Source organism: Xylophilus rhododendri (assembly GCF_009906855.1).
GTDB classification, from domain to species: domain Bacteria; phylum Pseudomonadota; class Gammaproteobacteria; order Burkholderiales; family Burkholderiaceae_C; genus Xylophilus; species Xylophilus rhododendri.
Map to the genome: position 1 here is coordinate 1,645,650 of NZ_CP047650.1, position 19,671 is coordinate 1,665,320.

Genomic DNA, 19,671 nt, shown 5'->3' on the forward strand with positions numbered 1-19,671 from the left:
TCAGCGCGCCTCCGGGCCCTGGGTGCTCGCGCGGAAGGTGCTCTGCTGGCGGTAGCGGCCATGCGGGTAATAACCGACGCTGGTCTGGATGACCCGGCCGTCGCGATCGGAGAAATGCCGCACGATCTGCAATGCGGGGCTGCCGGCTTCGGCGCAAAGCGCCTGTGCCATATCCGCCGGCAGGAATTCAGCGGCAATCGACTGCTGCACTTCGACAATACGCAGGCCGTAATGTTCTTCGAGAATGGCATAAACCGGCTGTTCGAAAGTCTGGAAACCTTCGATGGCCTGCACGAATTCCGCCCGGATATACATCACGACATATGCGATGGGTGCGCCGGCCTCGCGCATTTCACGCACGCAGCGTATTTCGCGCCAGGCCTGGCCGGGCTCGCAGCGCAGCAGTCCAGCCAGTTCGGCGTCGGCCAGCACCTCGTCCTGCGACTGGATGCGCATGCGTGTCTCGCCGACGAACTGCAGCAGCTCCGAGATGGCGCCGAGCCCGCTGGAGAAGCGCGCGGACTGCGGCCTGGCCCGCACCGTCGTGCCGACGCCGGCCTGCGCCGACAGCAGGCCCTGGTTCTTGAGTTCGTTGAGCGCCTGGCGCACGGTGTGGCGGCTGACCGCATAGCGCTGGCACAGCACCTGTTCGGTGGGAATCACCGCGCCGACCGGATATCGTCCGCTGGCAATATCGCCGGCGAGTGCCTGTGCGAGTAATCCGTAGCGCGTCGAGCGGTGCTGGCTGGAAAATGCGGGCGCTTCGGCGATCGGCTTATCGGAATCGGTCACATTCGGCTCGGGCAAGTATTGACGGGCAGGGCGGCAGATTTTAGCCGGCGCCCACCGCGATTTATCCAATGCATATTCGGGAGACATTTCAGGCATGACTTACACCGCACCCGTGAAGGACCTGCTGTTCGCCCTGGAGCAGCTGGCCGGCCTGGAGCGCCTGGCCGCCCTGCCCGGCGGCGAGGACTGCGGGCTGGACACCGCCGCCGCCGTGCTCGGCGAATGCGCCCGGCTGGCGCAGGAGGTGATCGCGCCGCTCAACCGCCCGGGCGATCTCGCGCCCAGCCGCTGGCAGCACGGCGAGGTCCGCACCACGCCGGGCTTCGCCGCCGCCTTCGCGCAATTCGCAGCGGGCGGCTGGCAAGGCCTGCAGCATCCTGCGGCCTACGGCGGACAGGCCCTGCCGAAAGCGCTGGCCGCGGCCTGCGCCGAGATGGTCCACGCGGCCAGCCTCAGCTTCGCCCTCTGCCCCATGCTGTCGGACGGCGCGATCGAGGCGCTGCTGGCCGCGGGCAGCGAGGAACTGAAGAACACCTGGCTGCCGCCGCTGGTCGAAGGCCGCTGGACCGGCACCATGAACCTCACCGAGCCGCAGGCGGGCAGCGACCTCGCCCAGGTGCGCAGCCGGGCCGAACCGCAGGCCGATGGCCGCTGGCGCATCGCCGGCACCAAGATATTCATCACCTACGGCGAGCACGACATGGCGGAGAACATCGTGCATCTGGTGCTGGCCCGGGCGGCCGGCGCGCCGGCCGGGGTCAAGGGCATCAGCCTGTTCCTGGTGCCGAAGTTCCTGCCGGACCAGGACGGCCGGCCCGGGCAGCGCAACGACGTGGCCTGCACCGGCATCGAACACAAGCTGGGCATCCAGGCCTCGCCCACCGCCGTGCTGGCCTTCGGCGGCGGTCTGGCGGGCAGCATCGCCGACACGCAGGGGCCGGGCGCCGTCGGCTACCTGGTGGGCGAGTTGAACCGCGGACTGGAAACCATGTTCGTGATGATGAACGCGGCCCGTTTCGCCGTCGGCCTGCAGGGCGTGGCGATCGGCGAGCGGGCCTTCCAGCAGGCGCTGGCCTATGCGCGCGAGCGGGTGCAGGGCCGGCCGGTCGATGGCTCTTGCGCGGAAGCGGTGCCCATCGTGGCCCATCCCGACGTGCGGCGCATGCTGATGACCATGCGCGCGCTCACCGAGGGCTGCCGCGCCATGGCCCTGCTGGCGGCCGGCGCCTGCGACCTGGCCCACCGCACGCCCGATGCGCAGGAGCGGGCCGGTGCGCAGGCACGCTACGAATTCCTGGTGCCGCTGGTCAAGGGCTTCGCCACCGAGGCTGGCAACGAGAGTGCCTCGCTGGGCGTGCAGGTGCATGGCGGCATGGGTTTCATCGAGGAGACCGGCGCGGCCCAGCACCTGCGCGACGCCCGCATCCTGACCATCTACGAAGGCACCACCGCCATCCAGGCCAACGACCTGCTGGGCCGCAAGACCTTGCGCGACGGCGGCGCGCAGGCCCGGCTGCTGGCGGCGGACATCGAGGCGACCGAGGAAGAACTGGCGCAGTCGGCAGACCCGGCAGAAGCGCAGACCCGCCAGGGTCTGCGGATGGCGCGGGAGGATTTCCTGGAGGTGGTGGACTTCATGCTGGCCCACGGCAAGACCGACCCCAACGCGGCCTATGCCGGCTCGGTGCCCTACCTGATGCTGGCCGGCCTGCTGGTTTCGGGCTGGCAGCTGGCCCGGCTGCAGCTGGCGGCGCGGCGGGGGCTGTCTGGCGATGCGGCGGCGGATCGCGACTACCTGCAAGCCAAGATCGCCACGGCGCGTTTCTTCGCCACGCACCTGCTGCCGCGCACGGCCGCCCTGCGCCGGCAGGTCGTGGCCGGCGCGGCCAGCATGCAGGCGCTGCCCGCCGCGCTTTTCTAGGCTGAGGCTGCGGCGCTCGGTGCGTGGCGCAGCGGCTCCAGCGCCGCGCGCAGCGCGTCCGGCAGCGCCCGCACCGGCCGCCGCGTGGCGCCATTCACGTACACATGCACAAAGTGGCCCTGGGCGGCGGCGCTGTCGGCATTGCCCCCGAACACCGCCAGCTCGTAGCGCACGCTGCTGGTGCCCAGGTGCGCCACCCGCAGGCCCACGATCAACTCCTCGGGAAAACTGACCGGGGCGAAGTACGCGCACTGCGTCTCCACCACCAGCCCGATGGTGCCTGCGCTGGCAGACGGGTCCAGTGCGCCCTGCTCCATCAGGTAGGCATTCACCGCGGTGTCGAAGTAGCTGTAGTACACGACGTTGTTGACATGACCGTAGACGTCGTTATCCATCCAGCGGGTCGCCATGCGGCGCGTCACCGGGTAGTCGGCCAGACGGGTGGGGGCGGGACGTGGGGACACGAGCGGCTCTTGCCCAGACTCAAGCCGCCTGCTTGCCCGCCTCGGCGATGCGGCTGGCCAGATGCGCCAGGGCCTCGTCCACCTGGTCCACCAGCACCAGGCAGAGATCGCCCGGCTGCAGGCGCTCCAGCGCGGTGTCGATCGCCACGAACTCGCCGCGGATCTCCTCGACGTGGCGGGTACGCGAAGCCCCCCGGAGTCCCTCGCGCAGCAGCGCCATCACCTCGCCGTCGGCCCGGCCGCGCTGGGCGGCGTCCTGGTACAGCAGCACGTCGTCGAAGACGGCGCCCAGGATCTCGGTCTGCTCGCGGATGTCCTCGTCGCGCCGGTCGCCGGCACCGCTGATCACCACCGAGCGGCGCTTGCCCGGCAGGGCCTCGACCGCCTGGGTCAGGGCGCGCATCGCGTCGGGGTTGTGGCCGTAGTCGGCGATCACGGTGGCGCCGCGGTAGTCCATCAGGTTGAAGCGGCCCGGCACCGTGGCCGCGTCGCTGCTGAAGCTGGCCAGGCCGCTGCGGATCACGTCCCAGGAGGTGCCCAGCGCCCAGGCGGCGGCCACCGAGGCCATCACGTTCTCGACCTGGAAGCCGATGGCGCCGCCGCGGGTGATCGGGATGTCGCGCAGGGGGATGCTCTCGCGCCAGGAGTTCTCATGGGCCACCAGCACATCGCCGTCGATGTAGACGGTGCGGTGTCCCTGGGCGCGGTGCTTTGACATCACCGGATGGCCCCGGTCGGCCGCGAAATAGATCACCTGGCCCGGGCAGTTCGCCGCCATGCCGGCGACGATGGGGTCGGCCGCGTTCAGCACCGCATAGCCCTGCGGCGCCACGTTCTGCACGATCACGCGTTTCAGCACCGCCAAGTCCTCGACCGTGGTGATGTAGTTCAGGCCCAGGTGGTCGCCCGCGCCGATGTTGGTCACCACCGCCACCTGGCAGCGGTCGAAACCCAGGCCCTCGCGCAGCACGCCGCCGCGCGCCACCTCAAAGACCGCTGCCTCCACCTCGGGATGCATCAGCACGTTGCGGGCGCTCTTGGGGCCGCTGCAGTCGCCGCTGTCGGTCTGGCGGCCGTCCACGTAGACGCCGTCGGTGTTGGTCATGCCCACGGCCAGGCCGTCGCTGGCCAGGATGTGGGTGATGAGCCGGGTGGTGGTGGTCTTGCCGTTGGTGCCGGTGACGGCCACCACCGGGATGCGGCCGTCGTCGCCGCTGGCGAACATCTCGGCGATCACCGCCTCGCCGACCGCACGCGGCTTACCGTAGGAAGGCGACAGGTGCATGCGCAGGCCGGGCGCGGCATTGACCTCGACGATGCCGCCGCTCTGCTCTTCGAGCGGGCGCAGCACGGTCTCGCAGACCACGTCCACGCCGCAGATGTGCAGGCCGACCATCTGCGCCGCCGCGATGGCGCGCGCCGAGACTTCCGGATGCACGTCGTCGGTCACGTCGGTGGCGGTGCCGCCGGTGGACAGGTTGGCGTTGTTGCGCAGGATCACGCGCCGGCCCTTGTCCGGCACCGACTCGGGCACCAGCCCCTGCGTGGACAGGCGCAGCACGGCGATGTCGTCGAACTTGATGCGGGTGAGCGCGGTGGCATGGCCGTCGCCGCGGCGCGGGTCGCGGTTGACCTCCTCGACCAGCTCGCGCACGGTGTGCACGCCGTCGCCGATCACCTGCGGCGGATCGCGCCGCGAGGCCGCCACCAGCTTGTTGCCGACCACCAGCAGGCGGAAGTCGTAGCCGGGCAGGAAACGCTCGACGATCACGTCGCCGTATTCGGCGGCGGCCTTGAAGGCGATGTCCATGTGCTCGCGATCGACCAGGTTGACGGTGACGCCCTTGCCCTGGTTACCGTCCTGCGGCTTGACCACCACCGGCAGGCCGATCTCGCAGGCCACAGTCCAGCCCTCTTCGGCGTTGCGCACCGGCTTGCCCAGCGGCACCGGCACGCCTGCGGCATGCAGCAGTTTCTTGGTGAGGTCCTTGTCCTGGGCGATGGCCTCGGACACGGCGCTGGTGCTGTCGATCTCGGCGGCCTGGATGCGGCGCTGGCGCACGCCCCAGCCGAACTGCACCAGGCTGCCGGTGGTCAGGCGCCGGAAGGGAATGCCGCGCGCCACCGCGGCATCGACGATGCAGCCGGTGCTCGGGCCCAGGCGCTCGGATTCGTCCAGCTCGCGCAGCTCCAGCACGGCGGCGGCCGCGTCGAAGGGCTCGTCGGCGATCGCCGCCTGCACCAGCTGCAGCGCCAGCGCCAGGGCGCGGCGGCCCACGGCTTCCTCACTGTATTGCACGACGACCTGATGCACGCCCGGCTCGGGTGTGCCGGCGATGCGGCAGAAACTCACCGGGCAGCCGGCCTGCGCCTGCAGCGCCAGCGCGGCAAAGCCCAGCACGCCGGCCAGCGACACCGGCTCGTCCTGCCCCGCATGGCGCAGCGCGCCGACCTCGGGGAAACGGGCGCGCAGCCGGGGCTCGAAGCCGGGCACATGGTCCAGGCCGCAGCGTTCCACCGGACAGGTGACGATGGCCTCGATCGAGGTGTTGCGGCTCCAAAGATTGGGGCCGCGCAGGGCGCGAATGCGGGAGATTTCCATGATGGGTTCCGTCGTGGGGACTGCGGCCGGCCGGCGCGAAGGTCCGGCGGGCCGCGGCTGGCGGTGAGATGGTGGGGCGGCGGGCCGCTCAGGCGGCTTCGGCGAACTCTTCGGCGGCGCTGTGCACCAGGGCCACGCCGGCTTCGCATTCGAAGGCTTCCAGGCCGGCGCCGATCAGGCGCGGGTGCACGCCCAGCGCCCAGCCGGCGGCGACGGCGGCCAGCATGGCCTCGTCGGGCAGCTCGCCGTGGCGCTTGCGCCAGCCGTCGAGCGCGCCCAGGCCGGACAGCGGCACGTCCTGGCTGTTGACCACCATGGCCACACGGCCGTTGCGCATGGTCACGCCCCGGCCGCCGGCGGCGCAGTGCGCCACCAGGGCGGGCGTGGCCGGGTCGGCGGCATAGAAGATCACTTCGCCGTCGCACAGCGGCGCCAGTTCGGCCACATGCGCATCGGCGGCATTGAGCACCGCGCAGCCGCCGGGCAGCACCACGTCGACCTGGGTGCGCAGCGCCTTGCGCATGTGCTCGGGCGTGTGCACGTCGAATTCGGCCAGGGCCTCGATGCCGTCGAAGTCGGTGACGATGCCGATCTGGCAGCGGTCGTAGGCCAGGCCGTCGCGCAGGATGGTGGCGGCCGGGTTCTCGATCACCGCCACTTCCACGTTGCGGTTGATCAGCAGGCGTTCGCCGGCCTGCCAGTGGGTGCTGTCGGCGGCGTCGTGGCAGCGGCGGTCCAGGAACAGGCCGTCGCGGCAGGCCACGCCGGTGGACTTGCCGTCCAGGTGGGCGATCCAGGCGACCAGGCGTGAGATGGCCGCGGTATGGCGGGTGCCGGCCACGCCGACCAGCGGGATGCGGCCGCCGTCGTCGGCGGCGAACAGGTGGTCGCAGATGGCGCGGCCCACCGGGCGCGGCTTGCCGTGGATGGGTTTCAGGTGCATCAGCAGGCCGGGGCCGGCGTTGACTTCCACGATGGCGCCGCGGGTGGCGGACAGCGGGCGCGACACGTCGCGTGTCACCATGTCGATGCCGGCGATGTCCAGGCCGACGGCACGCGCGGCCAGGGCGGCGGCATGGGCCACGTCGGGATGGACTTCGTCGGTGCAGTCGATGGCCATGTTGCCGGTGCGCTGGATCAGCACCCGCTCGCCCGCCGCCGGCACGCTGGCGGCCGTCAGCTGCTGGCGGCGCAGTTCGAGCTGCACGCCGCCGTCCTTGTGCACGTCGATGGTGGTCAGCGGGAACTGGTGCTCCACGCCACGGCGCGGGTCGCTGTTCATCTGCAGCGCGATCAGCTGCTCGACATTGGCGGCGCCGTCGCCAGTCACCCACACCGGCTCGCCGCGGGTGGCGGCGAAGACCTTGCCGCCCACCACCAGCAGGCGGTGTTCGGTGCCTTCGATGAAACGCTCGACGATCACGCCGCTGCCCTCGGCCTCGGCCAGGTGGAAAGCGGCCTCGATGTCGGCCTGGGCGCGCAGGTCCAGCGTGACGCCGCGGGCATGGTTGCCGTCGGAGGGCTTGACGACGACCGGCAGGCCGATGTCCTGCGCGATGTCCCAGGCCTCGGCGGCGCTGGTCACGACCTGGCCTTCGGGCACCGGCACGCCGCAGGCGGTCAGCAGCATCTTGGTCAGGTCTTTATCTTGCGCGATGCCTTCGGCGATGGCGCTGGTGCGGTCGGTCTCCGCCGTCCAGATCCGGCGCTGGCGCTTGCCGTAGCCCAGCTGCACCAGGTTGCCGGCGTTCAGGCGGATGTGGGGGATCTTGCGGTCGGCGGCGGCGGTGACGATGCAGTCGGTGCTCGGGCCGAGGAAGGAACGGTCGATCTGGGTGCGCACCGCCGCCACGGCGGCGGGCACGTCGAAGGGCTTGTCGTTGATCGCGGCCATCAGCAGGGCGTGGCCTTGCGCCAGCGCCACGCGGGCGACGGCCTCATCGGGCGCGCGGAACACCATCTTGTAGATGCCGCTGACGGTGGTTTCGCGGGTCTGGCCGAAGGTGGTCGGCATGCCGGAGAGGTTGAGCAGCTCGATGATCACATGCTCCAGCACATGGCCCATCCAGGTGCCGCCCTCCAGGCGCTGCAGGAAACCGCCGCGCTCGCCGGGGCTGCAGGTGTGCTCGATCAGCGCGGGCAGCCAGGTCGCCAGGCGCTGGTTCAGGCCCGGCAGGGTGTTGGACGGGAACTGCTCCAGCTCGCCCAGGTCCAGGCGGACTTCCAGCACCTCGCGGTAGGTCCAGATGTTCGAGCCGTGCAGGTAACGCACGTCGAGGATGCGGATGTCGTTCTTGGTTGCCATGGAAGTCATGTTTGGCCGCCTTGGAAAAGCGCTGTCGCTGGGCGGGAGGAAAAAACCCGCGTCGGTTCGGTGCATACGGAAACAGGCACTTGTAACGGCGTGATGCACGATTGCTTCACAATCGCCCGCTTCGTCGAGTGCCGCCCGGTGGTCGAACGCCATCTCTCGAAAATGCAACATCCTGTTCCCGTAATCGCCACTGTCGGATGGTCGGAGCGCCTCGCACAGGCCGAGGCTCCTCCGCTCACTGCCAGTGAGAACGTGTTAACCGTGTTATCGGTTGACCTCGATGTAACACTACGTTTCTCGGACGGTCTGGTGGTGTTGACCGACCGACGCCTGATGGCTTCCGGCGACGCCGGTCAACCGTGGAGCGAGTGGCCGCTTCAACCCGGTTTGCGACTTTCGATGAGCGACCACGGCGGCGTCGGTACGCTGGATCTGTGCGATGCCAGCACCCGGCTTGCCGTCTGGAGATACACGCTGTCGGTCCAGCCCCAGGTGCTGGAACTGCAAAGCCGTTTCGAGGAAGTGCAGGCCGGCGCCCACCAGGCGGAGCCAGCGCTCGCCGACATCGAGGACAAGATCGCCCCCTCCGAAGCAGCTCCCTCCACCTGGGTGCTGCTGCGCCTGTGGCGCTTCGCCCATCCCTACCGCTGGCAGCTGCTGGCCGGCCTGCTGCTGACGCTGGGTTCGACCGCCGCCACGCTGGTGCCGCCCTATCTCACCATCCCGCTGATGGACGAGATCCTGATCCCCTTCCAGAACGGCCAGGCGATCGACACCTCCCACGTGGCCCTCTACCTGGGCGGCCTGTTCGCCTCGGCCCTGGTCGCCTGGGCGCTGGGCTGGGCGCGCACCTACCTGCTGGCGCTGGTGTCCGAGCGCATCGGCGCCGACCTGCGCACCGCCACCTTCAACCACCTGCTGCAGCTCTCGCTCGAATACTTCGGCAGCAAGCGCACCGGTGATCTGATGGCGCGCCTGGGTGCGGAGACCGACCGCATCAACGTCTTCCTCTCCCTGCACGCGCTGGATTTCGCCACCGACGTGCTGATGATGCTGATGACCGCCGGCATCCTGTTCTCGATCAACCCCTGGCTGGCCCTGGCCACCCTGGTGCCGCTGCCGCTGATCGCCTGGATGATCCATGTGGTGCGCGACCGCCTGCGCACCGGCTTCGAGAAGGTGGACCGCGCCTTCTCCGAGGTCACCAACGTGCTGGCCGACACCATTCCCGGCATCCGGGTGGTCAAGGCCTTCGCCCAGGAAAAGCGCGAGGGCGAGCGTTTCCGCGCCGCCAACACCCGCAACCTGCAGGTCAACGACCGCATCAACCGCACCTGGTCGCTGTTCACCCCCACCGTGTCGCTGCTGACCGAGATCGGCCTGCTGATCGTCTGGGGTTTCGGCATCTGGCTGGTGGCGCACCAGAGCATCACCGTGGGTGTGCTGACCGCCTTCCTGGCGTACATCGGCCGCTTCTACACCCGGCTCGACTCGATGAGCCGCATCGTCTCGATCACCCAGAAGGCAGCCGCCGGCGCCAAGCGCATCTTCGACATCCTGGACCATGTCTCCAACGTGCCGGAGCCGGCCAATCCGGTGCCCTACCCCACGCCGCGCGGCGCGATCACCCTGCGCGGGGTGAACTTCCGCTACGGCAGCCGCTCGGTGGTGCGCGACCTGGACCTGGACATCAAGCCCGGCGAGATGATCGGCCTGGTCGGCCACAGCGGCTCGGGCAAGAGCACCCTGGTCAACCTGATCAGCCGCTTCTACGACGTGACCGAGGGCTCGATCTCGGTGGACGGCCACGATATCCGCCGCTACCGCGTGGCCGACTACCGCCAGCACATCGGCCTGGTGCTGCAGGAGCCTTTTCTCTTCTTCGGCACCATCGCCGAGAACATCGCCTACGGCCGGCCGGACGCGAGCCGCCAGGAGATCGTCGCCGCCGCCCGCGCCGCCCATGCGCACGACTTCATCCTGCGCCTGGCGCACGGCTACGACTCGCTGGTGGGCGAGCGCGGACAGGGCCTGTCGGGCGGCGAACGCCAGCGCATCTCGATCGCCCGGGCGCTGCTGATCGACCCGCGCATCCTGATCCTGGACGAGGCCACCTCCGCGGTGGACACCGAGACCGAGAAGGAGATCCAGCGCGCCCTCGACAACCTGGTGCAGGGCCGCACCACGCTGGCCATCGCCCACCGCCTGTCCACCCTGCGCAAGGCCGACCGCCTGGTGGTGATGGACCGCGGCCAGGTGGTCGAGGTGGGACCGCACGACGAGCTGATCGCCCGCGGCGGCCACTATTTCCGGCTCTACCAGGCGCAGCTGCGGCAGGTGGACCAGGAGAACATCGAGGAACTCAAGATGGCGCCCTCGATCGCCTCGGCCGTCGGCACCCATTCGGCCCACCCCTCGGGAGAGTCCTGATGCCCACCACCCATCTCAAGCTTTCGCGCGACAGCTTCGGCCGTTTGCTGATGACCGACCTGCGCGCCGTCGAGGAAGTCGTCACGCCCGTGCGCGCCTTCCCGCTGGCCGCGCCCTCGGAAGGCATTTCGCTGGTCGGCAGCGACGGCCACGAGCGGCGCTGGATTCCGCATCTGGACGAGCTGGACGAGGCCTCGCGCGAGCTGATCCGCACCGAGCTCGACAGCCGCGACATGATCCCGGAGATCCGCCGCATCGTCGCCGTCTCCACCTTCTCCACCCCCAGCCACTGGACGGTGGAGACCGACCGCGGCCCCACCAACCTGCTGCTGCGCAGCGAGGATGACCTGCGCCGCCTGCCCGACAACGGCCTGCTGGTGGCCAGCGGGCAAGGGCCGCATTTCCTGATCAAGGACCGCAACGCGCTGGACAAGCCTTCGCGCAAAATCCTCGACCGTTTCCTCTGATTTTTTCATGCACAAGACCGCCCTCGTCCTGTTTTCCGGCGGCCAGGACTCCACCACCTGCCTGGCATCCGCCCTCTCGCGCTTCGAGCGGGTGGAAACCGTCGGCTTCGATTACGGCCAGCGCCACCATGTGGAGCTGGTCGCCCGCATCGAGGTGCTGGCGCAGATCCGCGCCCTTTTCCCGCAATGGGCGCACAAGCTGGGCGAAGACCATCTGCTGGACCTGGCGGTGCTCGGCCAGGTGAGCGATACCTCGCTCACCCGCGACACCGCCTTCGCCATGGAAAAGAGCGGCCTGCCCAACACCTTCGTGCCCGGCCGCAACCTGCTGTTCATGACACTGGCGGCTGCACTGGCCTACCGGCGCGGGCTGGAGGTGCTGGTCACCGGCGTCTGCGAGACCGACTTCTCCGGCTACCCGGATTGCCGCGACGACACCATGAAGGCCATGCAGCTGGCGCTCTCGCTGGGCATGGACCGGCGCTTCCTGGTCGACACGCCCCTGATGTGGATCGACAAGGCCGACACCTGGGCGCTGGCCGAACAGCTGGGCGCGGCCAGCGGACAGGAAAACGGCGCAAGCGCGCTGATCGACCTGATCGTCGAATACACCCACACCTGCTACCTCGGCGACCGCGAGCACCGCCATGCCTGGGGCTATGGCTGCGGCAGCTGCCCGGCCTGCGAGCTGCGCATGCGCGGCTTCGAGAAGTGGTCGGCCCGGCGTGACAAAGCGGTGAATTTGCCGGACAACGTGTCGCTTTAAGCGCACAAACGCGCGGATTTCTGCTCGGCTTCCAGGGGATTACCTGGGAGACACATCCGGTTTTTGGCATGCTGCGTATCCTTCTGCAACAGCGGGAGGGTGGCTTTCCCGTGCCTGCCCTCACCCCATGTTTTCTCCGCTCGAATTCCTGCCCGCCTCGCAGATCGCACCCTCGGCCTTGCTGATGGGGAACTACGACGGCTCCATCGTGGCCCTGTCGCTGGTCATGGCGGTGCTCGCCAGCATCGCCGCGCTGCAGATCGCCGGCGTCACCTCGCACAACGCCGGACGGCCGGCCCGGGCGCTGGCCATCGTGTCGGCCAGCTTCATCCTGGGCGCCGGCATCTGGTCCATGCATTTCATCGGCATGCTGGCCTTCCGGCTCTGCACCGCCGTCTCCTATCACGCCCTGCCCACGCTGCTGACCATGCTGCCCGGGCTGGCCGCCGCTTTTGTCGCGGTGCTGCTGATGACACGCGCGGCCCCGACGCAGCGCCAGCGTGTGGCCAGCGGCGTGCTGATCGGCGCCGGCATCGGCGCCATGCACTACAGCGGCATGGCGGCCATGTCGCTGGCGCCGCAGCTGCGTTACGACCCGCTGTGGTTCGCCCTGTCGCTGGCGGTGGGCGTGGGCCTGTCGGTGCTGGCGCTGCAGGTGCACGGGGCGCTGGCACGGGTGCGGGGTCTGTCGGTGGGCATCGCCAGCGTTGCCGGCGGCACGGTGCTCGGCCTGGGCATCGCCTGCACCCACTATGTGGGCATGCATGCCGCGATTTTCGTGGGCGCGGCCGATCCGGCCTTCGCCGATGCCGGCCCGCCGATGACGCTGGCCCTGGGCGTGGCCCTGGTGTCGCTGCTGCTGATCGCGGTGTTCGGCAGCATCTGGGGCCTGCTGCACTACCGCGCCATGGTCGCACTGCTGCGCAGCAATGAGCAGCGGCTGCAGTCGGTGGTCGACGGCACCGCCGAAGGCATCGTGGTGCTCGATGCGCGTGGCCGCATCTACCGCTTCAACCGCTCGGCCGAACGAGTCAGCGGCCACAGCGCCGTCAGCATGATGGGCCGGCGGCTGGATGCCCTGCTGGTCACGGCCGACGAGATGCTGCAGGCCTACATGGGCGGCCGGCCGCTGCCAGACGGCAGCACGCCCGCCGGCGGCCTGGTGCGCGAGGTGGAGATCCGCCGGCCGGACGGCCGCGTGGTGGAAGCCCGCCTGTCGATCGGCCGGGTGGTGATGCCCAATGAGCAGATCTTCGTGGCCTTCATCAGCGACATCGGCGAGCAGAAACGCACCGAACGCGCCCTGCGCGAGCGCGAGGCCCAGCACGGCGCGCTGATCCGCAACGTGCCCGGCGCCTTCTTCCGCATCCGGCTCGACGAGCGGCTCAGCACGCCCTTCATGAGCGAGCAGATCCGCTCCATCGTCGGCTGGTCGGCCACCGAATTCATGAGCGGCCGGCTGAACATGCGCGACGTGGTGCACCCGGACGACGCGGCCAAGGTGGAGGCGGCGGTCGCCGCGGTCTCCGCCAGCCCGGGCATGCACGATTTCCGCATCGAGCACCGGGTGATCCACGCCGACGGCAGCCACCGCTGGATCGCCTCGAACTGCGAGGTCGAGGTGCCGATCGACGGCAGCGCGCCGCATATCGACGGGGTGATGGTCGATGTCACCGAGGCCAAGCTGCGCACCGCCGAATTCGAAGGCACGGTGCGCGCCATCGGCCATGCGCTGGCGGTGATCGAGTTCGACGTGGCCGGCCGGGTGCTGACCGCCAACGACAACTTCCTGAGGCTCCTGGGCTACACGCTCGAAGAGATCCGCGGCCAGCGCCACGCCATGTTCTGCGCGCCGGACTATGTCACCAGCCCCGGCTACACCGAGTTCTGGAACACGCTCAGGCGCGGCGAATTCCACATCGGCGAATACGAGCGCTTCGGCAAGGACGGCCGACCCGTCTGGCTGCATGCCTCCTACAACCCGGTGCTGGGCGCCGACGGCCGGCTGCTGAAGATCGTCAAGTTCGCCAGCGACGTGAGCGAGCGCCGCGCGGTGCACCAGGCCCTCGGCGAGGCCAAGGACCGCGCCGAGCAGGCCGCGGCCGCCCGCGCCGCCTTCCTGGCCAACATGAGCCACGAGATCCGCACGCCGATGAACGCGGTGATCGGCTTCACCGAACTGCTGCTGGACACCCAGCTCTCCGGCATGCAGCGCAGCCACCTGGAGATCGTGCGCCATTCCGCCGGCTCGCTGCTCGACCTGCTCAACAGCGTGCTCGACACCGCCAAGCTCGAAAAAGGCGCGATGGAGCTGGAGCAGCGCGACTTCTCCCTGCGCGAGCTGACCCGGCAGGTGACCGATTCGCTGCGCATCGGCGCCATGTCCAAGCAGGTCGCGGTACGGCTCGAATACGAGGACACCCTGTCCGAACACTTCCGCGGCGACCCGATGCGGCTGCGCCAGGTGCTGGTCAACCTGGTGAGCAATGCGGTGAAGTTCACCGAACAGGGCTCGGTGCGGGTGGTGGTGCGGCGCGAGGACGGCAAAGAAGCACCGCAGCCGGGCATGGTGCCGCTGCACATCGCCGTGCACGACACCGGCATCGGCATCGCGCCGGACCGCATCGACGCCATCTTCCAGCCCTTCTCGCAGGCCGACGCCTCGATGAGCCGGCGTTTCGGCGGCACCGGCCTGGGCATCACCATCGCCCAGCAGCTGGTGGGGCTGATGGGTGGCCGCATCGCGGTGCAAAGCCGGCTGGGCGAAGGCAGCGTGTTCCACATCCATGTGGCCTTGCCGGCGGCCGAGCCCGCCCTGCCGAAGACCGCCGAGCCGGTGGCGCCGCGCCAGGACACGCCGCAACTCTCGGTGCTGGTGGTCGACGACATCGCCCAGAACGCCGAGCTGCTGCGCATCGTGCTGGAGGCCGACGGCCACCAGGTCGAGGTCGCCACCGACGGCGCGGCCGCCGTCAGCGCCTGGAGCGCCGGCCGCTTCGACCTGGTGCTGATGGACGTGCACATGCCCGGCACCGACGGCTGCGGGGCGACCCGCCGCATCCGCGCCCTCGAATCCAGCCAGACGCGGCCGCGCACCGCCATCGTCGCCCTGACCGCCAGCGTGCTGGAGGAAGATCGCCGCGCCGCCAGCGAAGCCGGCATGGACGGCTTCGTGGCCAAGCCGATCGAGCTGGCCCGGCTGCAGTGCGAGATCACCCGTGCGCTCGAAGCCGTGCGTGCCCTGCAGGCCGGCCCGCGGCCGGGCGAGGCCGCCGTCGGCGACGGCACACCGCAGCTGTCGGCCGCGCTGCCCGCGCTGCCCGCGCTGGCCGCCCTGACCCGCGGCGAGATCGACAGCGCCGCGCTGCAGGCCATCGACCAGGCCCTGCGCCAGCGCGGCGACTTCGCCCTGGCTGATTTGCTGGCCGATGCCATCGGCCAATTCGATTTCGAGCGCGCCGCCAACCTGTTGCGGCCGCTCGCCCCCGTCGCCGAAAGAATGGCCGCATGAGCCCCAATACCCGCTCCGGCGGCCAAGCCACCCTGCTGCTGGTCGACGACGAACCGGTCAACCTGCAGGTGCTGCGCCACACCCTGCAGGACCAATATCGCCTGCTCTTCGCCCGCGACGGCGTGCGTGCGCTCGAACTCGCCGCCAGCGAACAGCCCGACATGGTGCTGCTCGACGTGATGATGCCGGGCATGACCGGCCACGAGGTCTGCCGCGCCATGCGCGCCACGCCGGGCATCGCCCACATCCCGGTGATCTTCGTCACCGCGCTGGCCGACAACCGCTCCGAGGCCGCCGGCTTCGAGGCCGGCGGCGTGGACTACATCACCAAGCCGATCAGCCCGCCCATCGTGCGGGCGCGGGTACGCACCCACCTCTCGCTGGTGCGGGTGGAAGAGCTGCTGCACACCCGCCTGCAGATCGTGCAGCGCCTGGGCCTGGCCGCCGAATACAAGGACAACGAGACCGGCATGCATGTGCTGCGCATGAGCCACTACTCGCAGATCCTGGCCCTGGCCGCCGGTTATTCCGAGCGCGAGGCCGAGGACCTGCTGCATGCCGCGCCGATGCACGACATCGGCAAGATCGGCATTCCGGACGCCATCCTGCGCAAGAACGGCAAGCTCGATCCCCACGAATGGGATGTGATGCGCAGCCATGTGGAGATCGGCGCACGCATCATCGGCGAGCACCAGCACGGCGTGCTGCACACCGCCCAGCAGGTCACGCTGACCCACCACGAGAAATGGGACGGCAGCGGCTACCCCAATGGCTTGAAGGGCGAGGAAATCCCGCTGGCCGGCCGCATCGTGGCGATCGCCGACGTGTTCGATGCCCTCACCAGCGAACGCCCTTACAAGAATGCCTGGCCGGTGGAAAAGGCCCTCGACCTGTTGCGCGAGCAGGCGGGCCAGCATTTCGACCCGACGCTGGTGGAACTCTTCCTAGCGAATCTGCCGGCCATCCTGGCAGTGCGTGAACGCTTCCCGGAAGAAAAGGCCGCGCCGCTGCCCGCCGAAGCCATGGCGGGTTGAGGCCGGGCGATGACGGTTTCTGCATAAAGCTCGAAAAGACAGGTAAAAAAGGCCTAAATTTCCGCGTTGAAGTGCCGTTAATGGGTTGAGGCCGCCCCTTTTTCCAGATTCCCCGGGGCGCTGCGAGCCGCGCCCCGGCTTTATCGAGCGGAGAAACGCCATGCAAATTTCACCTGTGGACAGAAGCATTGCCGTCGTGGTCAAGGCCGATGGCGCGGGTGCGACCGCATCCGGCACCAGCTCCCAGGCCGAAACCGCCAAGGCGGCCGCCGAGCCTTTGCGCGCCGGCGTGACGCATCCGAGCAGCGAAAAAAGCGACTACCTGACGGTCAGCAACGGCGCCAAGACCGCCGACACCCCTTCGGCCGACGCCAGCAACAGCGACTGGGCCAGCACCGCCAAGGCCGCTGCCGAGAAGAAGGAAAAGGAAAAGGAAGCGATCAAGCCGCCGCTCTACCAGCTGCTGATCGATCAATTCAACAGCCTCTGGCGCGCCAGCGCCCAGGCGGTCGATGCCACCACCCAGGCGCAGGCACTGGCCCAGGCGACCAAACAGTCCCAGCAGGACGCCAACGGCAAGAGCGCGCCGCTGGTCTATACCGATCCGAGCAAGGTCCGCAAGACCGGCTCCACCGAAGGGGCCTGAGGGCTCACCACTCCTTCATCGGCACCGGCCGGACCTTGGGTGTGGTCTGCTCGGTGTAGCGCGAGGCGTTGGCCGGCGCGGTGGCCTCGGCACGCGCCCGCTCGGCGCGCTTCTGCGCAGCCAGGCCGCGGATCTCGTCGAAACTCACCCGGTTGTCATGGTCCTGGTCGGCCTCGTCGAAGGCATCGCGCAGGCGCGGGAACAGCGCCACTTCGTCGCGGCTGAGATAGCCGTCGCGGTTGGCATCGAGCCAGCCGAACTGCTTGGCGGCCAGCTCCTCGCCCTTGCTGTGCACCGGCGTGGAGGCTGCCTCGGCGGCCGAAGGGGTGCCGGGAATGGTCTCCAGCACCGTGTTTTGGGCCAGGGCGGAAACGGCGCAGCACAGCGCCAGCGTGCCGAGCAGCGGCAGTCGAATCGATCGCATGGGAATCAGGCTCCAGGAAAAGGGAAAAAGACGTCCGGCTCAGGCCTGCGGCAGCGGCGGCGCCTCGGCACCCTCGCGCGGCAGGGCCGGCGGCTCGGCCGGTGAATCGGCCGGCAAGGGCTCGATCGGCGCGGGCATCACATGGCCGGCCGGCACATGGCGGGCGGCCGAGCGCACATGGCCGGTCTGGTCGTCGAAGAAGAAATCGGGCTCGAACTCGCGCAGGAACACGCCTTTCTCCAGCCCGCCGAGGAACATCGCCTCATCGACCGCGATGTTCCATTGCATCAGCGTGCGGATGGCGCGCTCATGCGCCGGCGCGCTGCGCGCCGTCACCAGCGCGGTGCGGATGCGCATGCCGCCAGCCGTCGCCTGCTGCAGCTTGTGCAGGGCCACCAGCAGGGGCTTGAAGGGGCCGTCGGGCAGCGGCATGGCCGCCTTGCCGCGCTCGTGGGCCTGGAAGGCATCCAGGCCGCGCTGCTGGAACACGCGCTCGGCCTCGTCGGAGAACAGCACCGCGTCGCCGTCGAAGGCGATGCGCACTTCGTCCGGATAGTTGCCGCCGGCCTGGCGCGATTCGGTCAGCACCCGCGCGGCCGGATGGCCCTGGGCCAGGGCCTGGCGCACGTCGTCCTCGTTGGCCGACAGGAAGAGCTTGGCGCCCAGCGGCTTCAGGTAGCGGAAGGGGTCGCGGCCCTGGGTGAACACACCGCGCTCCAGCGGCACGTGCGCGGCTTCGGCCGAACGGAAGATGCGCATGCCGCTGACCGGGTCGTTGCGCGACAGGACCACCACCTCCACCCGGCGCTGGTCGGGCGTGTTGAAGGCCAGCAGCTTCTTGACCAGCGAGAAGGCCACGCCGGAGCGGGCCGGCACATCCAGCCGGTCGAGCTGCAGCTGCATGTAGGGGCCTGGATCTTCCTTGTCGAAGATGCGGTTTTCTTCCTCGAAGTCGAACAGGGCGCGCGAGGAGATCGCCACCACCAGCTTGTCGTCGAGGGTCACGGCCATGGCTTACTTCACGAATTGGTTCAACTGGATGATCGGCAGGAGCACCGCCAGCACGATCATCATGACCACTAGGCCCATCACCACGATGAGCAGGGGCTCCAGGATGGTCGCCAGCGCCATCGCCCGGCGCTGCACCTCGGCCGAGAGCTGGTTGGCCGCGCGCTGCAGCATCAGCGGCAGCTCGCCGGTCTGCTCGCCCAGGCGGGCGAACATGGCCACCAGCCCCGGGAAACGCTTCTTCTGCGCCAGCGCCGAGGCCAGCGGCGCACCTTCGCGCACCAGCACCAGGGCATCCATCGCATCGGCCCGCATCGCCTGGTTGTGCAGGGTCTCGGAAGCCGCCTGCAGCGCCCGCAGGATGGGCACGCCGGCCGAGGCCAGCAGGGCCAGCGTGCCGGTGAAACGCGCGGCGTTGTAGCCGCGGGCCAGTCGGCCGATCACCGGGATGCGCAGCCAGGCCGCGTCGATGCGCATGCGCAGCGGCGGCCGGCCATAGGCGGTGCGCACCAGCACGGCGACGATGGCCAGCACACCCAGGATGGCCCAGCCGTAATGCCGCACCGCGTCGCTGATCGCCAGCATCGCCACCGTCAGGAAAGGCAGCGCACGTTTGGTGCCCACGAAGACCGATGCCACCTGCGGCACCACATAGCTCACCAGGAACAGCACGATGACGATGGCCACCACCGTCACGATGGCCGGATAGAGCGAAGCGCCGATCAGCTTGCCCTTGAGCGCCTGCCGCTCCTCCAGGTCGTCGGCCAGGCGCTCCAGCACCAGGGCGAGATTGCCGGTCTGCTCGCCGGCGGCGATCACCGCGCAGAACACCGGATCGAACTCGCGCGGATGCTGCGCCAGCGAGCGGGCGAAGGTGGCGCCGGCATTGACCTCGGCGCGCAGCGTGGCCAGCAGGGCGTGCTGGCGCTCGTCCTCGGATTCGTCGGCCAGGGCGCTCAGCGCCCGCTCCAGCGGCAGGCCGGCGCCGACCAGGCCGGCGATCTGGCGTGTCCAGATCGACAGGCCCGAGGTGCTGAACACCCGCCGGCCGAAGAGCTGGATGCTGCCGGCCGGACTGCTGTTGGCCGCCACCGGCTCCACCGCCAGCGGCACCAGGGCCTGGGCGCGCAGCAGGCCGCGCGCGGCGCGGGCGCTGTCGGCTTCCAGCATGCCCTTGCGGGAGCGGCCCTGGGCGTCGAGTGCTTCGAAGGAATAGGCAGGCATGCGCGGGCTTCTGGGGGTCTGGGCAAAGCCCTATTGTCGCCGCGACTGCCTACCGGGCGATGACGGCC

Annotated in this window: 14 protein-coding genes; 7 read left to right on the plus strand and 7 right to left on the minus strand. The window is 69.5% G+C overall.

The features are described from left to right. Positions 1-888 (minus strand): GntR family transcriptional regulator, encoded by an 888-nt coding sequence (locus tag GT347_RS07485; protein ID WP_160551365.1) that lies wholly within the window; start codon positions 886-888, stop codon positions 1-3. Here GT347_RS07485 and GT347_RS07490 point away from each other — a divergent pair. Next, complete coding sequence (locus GT347_RS07490) at positions 887-2,713, plus strand: acyl-CoA dehydrogenase (protein WP_160551366.1); 1,827 nt, start codon at positions 887-889, stop codon at positions 2,711-2,713. The genes GT347_RS07485 and GT347_RS07490 overlap by 2 nt on opposite strands. On the opposite strand, the gene GT347_RS07495 is transcribed toward GT347_RS07490, so the two are convergent. The 3 genes from GT347_RS07495 to GT347_RS07505 form a co-directional block, all read right to left on the minus strand. Next, on the minus strand, positions 2,710-3,123 hold the full coding sequence (locus tag GT347_RS07495) for an acyl-CoA thioesterase (protein ID WP_160555257.1): 414 nt from the start codon (positions 3,121-3,123) through the stop codon (positions 2,710-2,712). The genes GT347_RS07490 and GT347_RS07495 overlap by 4 nt on opposite strands. 73 nt (positions 3,124-3,196) lie before the next feature. Then, on the minus strand, positions 3,197-5,779 hold the full coding sequence (gene cphA / locus GT347_RS07500) for a cyanophycin synthetase (protein ID WP_160551367.1): 2,583 nt from the start codon (positions 5,777-5,779) through the stop codon (positions 3,197-3,199). Positions 5,780-5,867: 88 nt separating this feature from the next. Beyond that, on the minus strand, positions 5,868-8,084 hold the full coding sequence (locus tag GT347_RS07505; protein ID WP_160551368.1) for a cyanophycin synthetase: 2,217 nt from the start codon (positions 8,082-8,084) through the stop codon (positions 5,868-5,870). Between the two features lie 171 nt (positions 8,085-8,255). On the opposite strand from GT347_RS07505, the gene GT347_RS07510 reads away from it, so the two are divergent. The 6 genes from GT347_RS07510 (at position 8,256) to GT347_RS07535 (ending at position 16,947) form a co-directional block, all read left to right on the plus strand. Beyond that, positions 8,256-10,523 carry a cyanophycin metabolism-associated ABC transporter gene (locus tag GT347_RS07510; RefSeq protein WP_160551369.1) on the plus strand — a complete coding sequence of 756 codons (2,268 nt, stop codon included), beginning with the start codon at positions 8,256-8,258 and terminating at the stop codon, positions 10,521-10,523. Next, the gene (locus tag GT347_RS07515) at positions 10,523-10,990 is read left to right on the plus strand and encodes a cyanophycin metabolism-associated DUF1854 family protein (RefSeq protein WP_160551370.1); all 468 of its coding nucleotides are present in this window, start codon (positions 10,523-10,525) and stop codon (positions 10,988-10,990) included. Before GT347_RS07510 ends, GT347_RS07515 begins: the two co-directional genes overlap by 1 nt. Before the next feature lie 7 nt (positions 10,991-10,997). After that, positions 10,998-11,756 (plus strand): 7-cyano-7-deazaguanine synthase QueC, encoded by a 759-nt coding sequence (gene queC / locus GT347_RS07520; RefSeq protein WP_160551371.1) that lies wholly within the window; start codon positions 10,998-11,000, stop codon positions 11,754-11,756. A 127-nt stretch (positions 11,757-11,883) separates the two neighbouring features. Then, positions 11,884-15,267 carry a PAS domain S-box protein gene (locus GT347_RS07525; protein WP_160551372.1) on the plus strand — a complete coding sequence of 1,128 codons (3,384 nt, stop codon included), beginning with the start codon at positions 11,884-11,886 and terminating at the stop codon, positions 15,265-15,267. After that, the gene (locus tag GT347_RS07530) at positions 15,264-16,301 is read left to right on the plus strand and encodes a response regulator (RefSeq protein WP_160551373.1); all 1,038 of its coding nucleotides are present in this window, start codon (positions 15,264-15,266) and stop codon (positions 16,299-16,301) included. The genes GT347_RS07525 and GT347_RS07530 overlap by 4 nt, the downstream gene beginning before the upstream one ends. 160 nt (positions 16,302-16,461) lie before the next feature. Then, positions 16,462-16,947, plus strand: coding sequence for a hypothetical protein (locus GT347_RS07535; protein ID WP_160551374.1), 486 nt, complete (start codon positions 16,462-16,464; stop codon positions 16,945-16,947). Between the two features lie 4 nt (positions 16,948-16,951). Here GT347_RS07535 and GT347_RS07540 read toward each other — a convergent pair whose 3' ends face one another. Genes GT347_RS07540 through gspF form a run of 3 tightly spaced genes read right to left on the minus strand, consistent with a single transcriptional unit; the run spans position 16,952 to position 19,603 of the window. After that, the gene (locus GT347_RS07540; protein ID WP_229722784.1) at positions 16,952-17,371 is read right to left on the minus strand and encodes an EF-hand domain-containing protein; all 420 of its coding nucleotides are present in this window, start codon (positions 17,369-17,371) and stop codon (positions 16,952-16,954) included. Positions 17,372-17,410: 39 nt separating this feature from the next. Next, positions 17,411-18,382: a 5'-nucleotidase gene (locus GT347_RS07545; RefSeq protein WP_160551375.1), complete on the minus strand. Its 972-nt coding sequence runs from the start codon at positions 18,380-18,382 to the stop codon at positions 17,411-17,413. Positions 18,383-18,385: 3 nt separating this feature from the next. Then, positions 18,386-19,603 carry a type II secretion system inner membrane protein GspF gene (gspF, locus tag GT347_RS07550; protein WP_160551376.1) on the minus strand — a complete coding sequence of 406 codons (1,218 nt, stop codon included), beginning with the start codon at positions 19,601-19,603 and terminating at the stop codon, positions 18,386-18,388. Positions 19,604-19,671 lie beyond the last annotated feature (68 nt).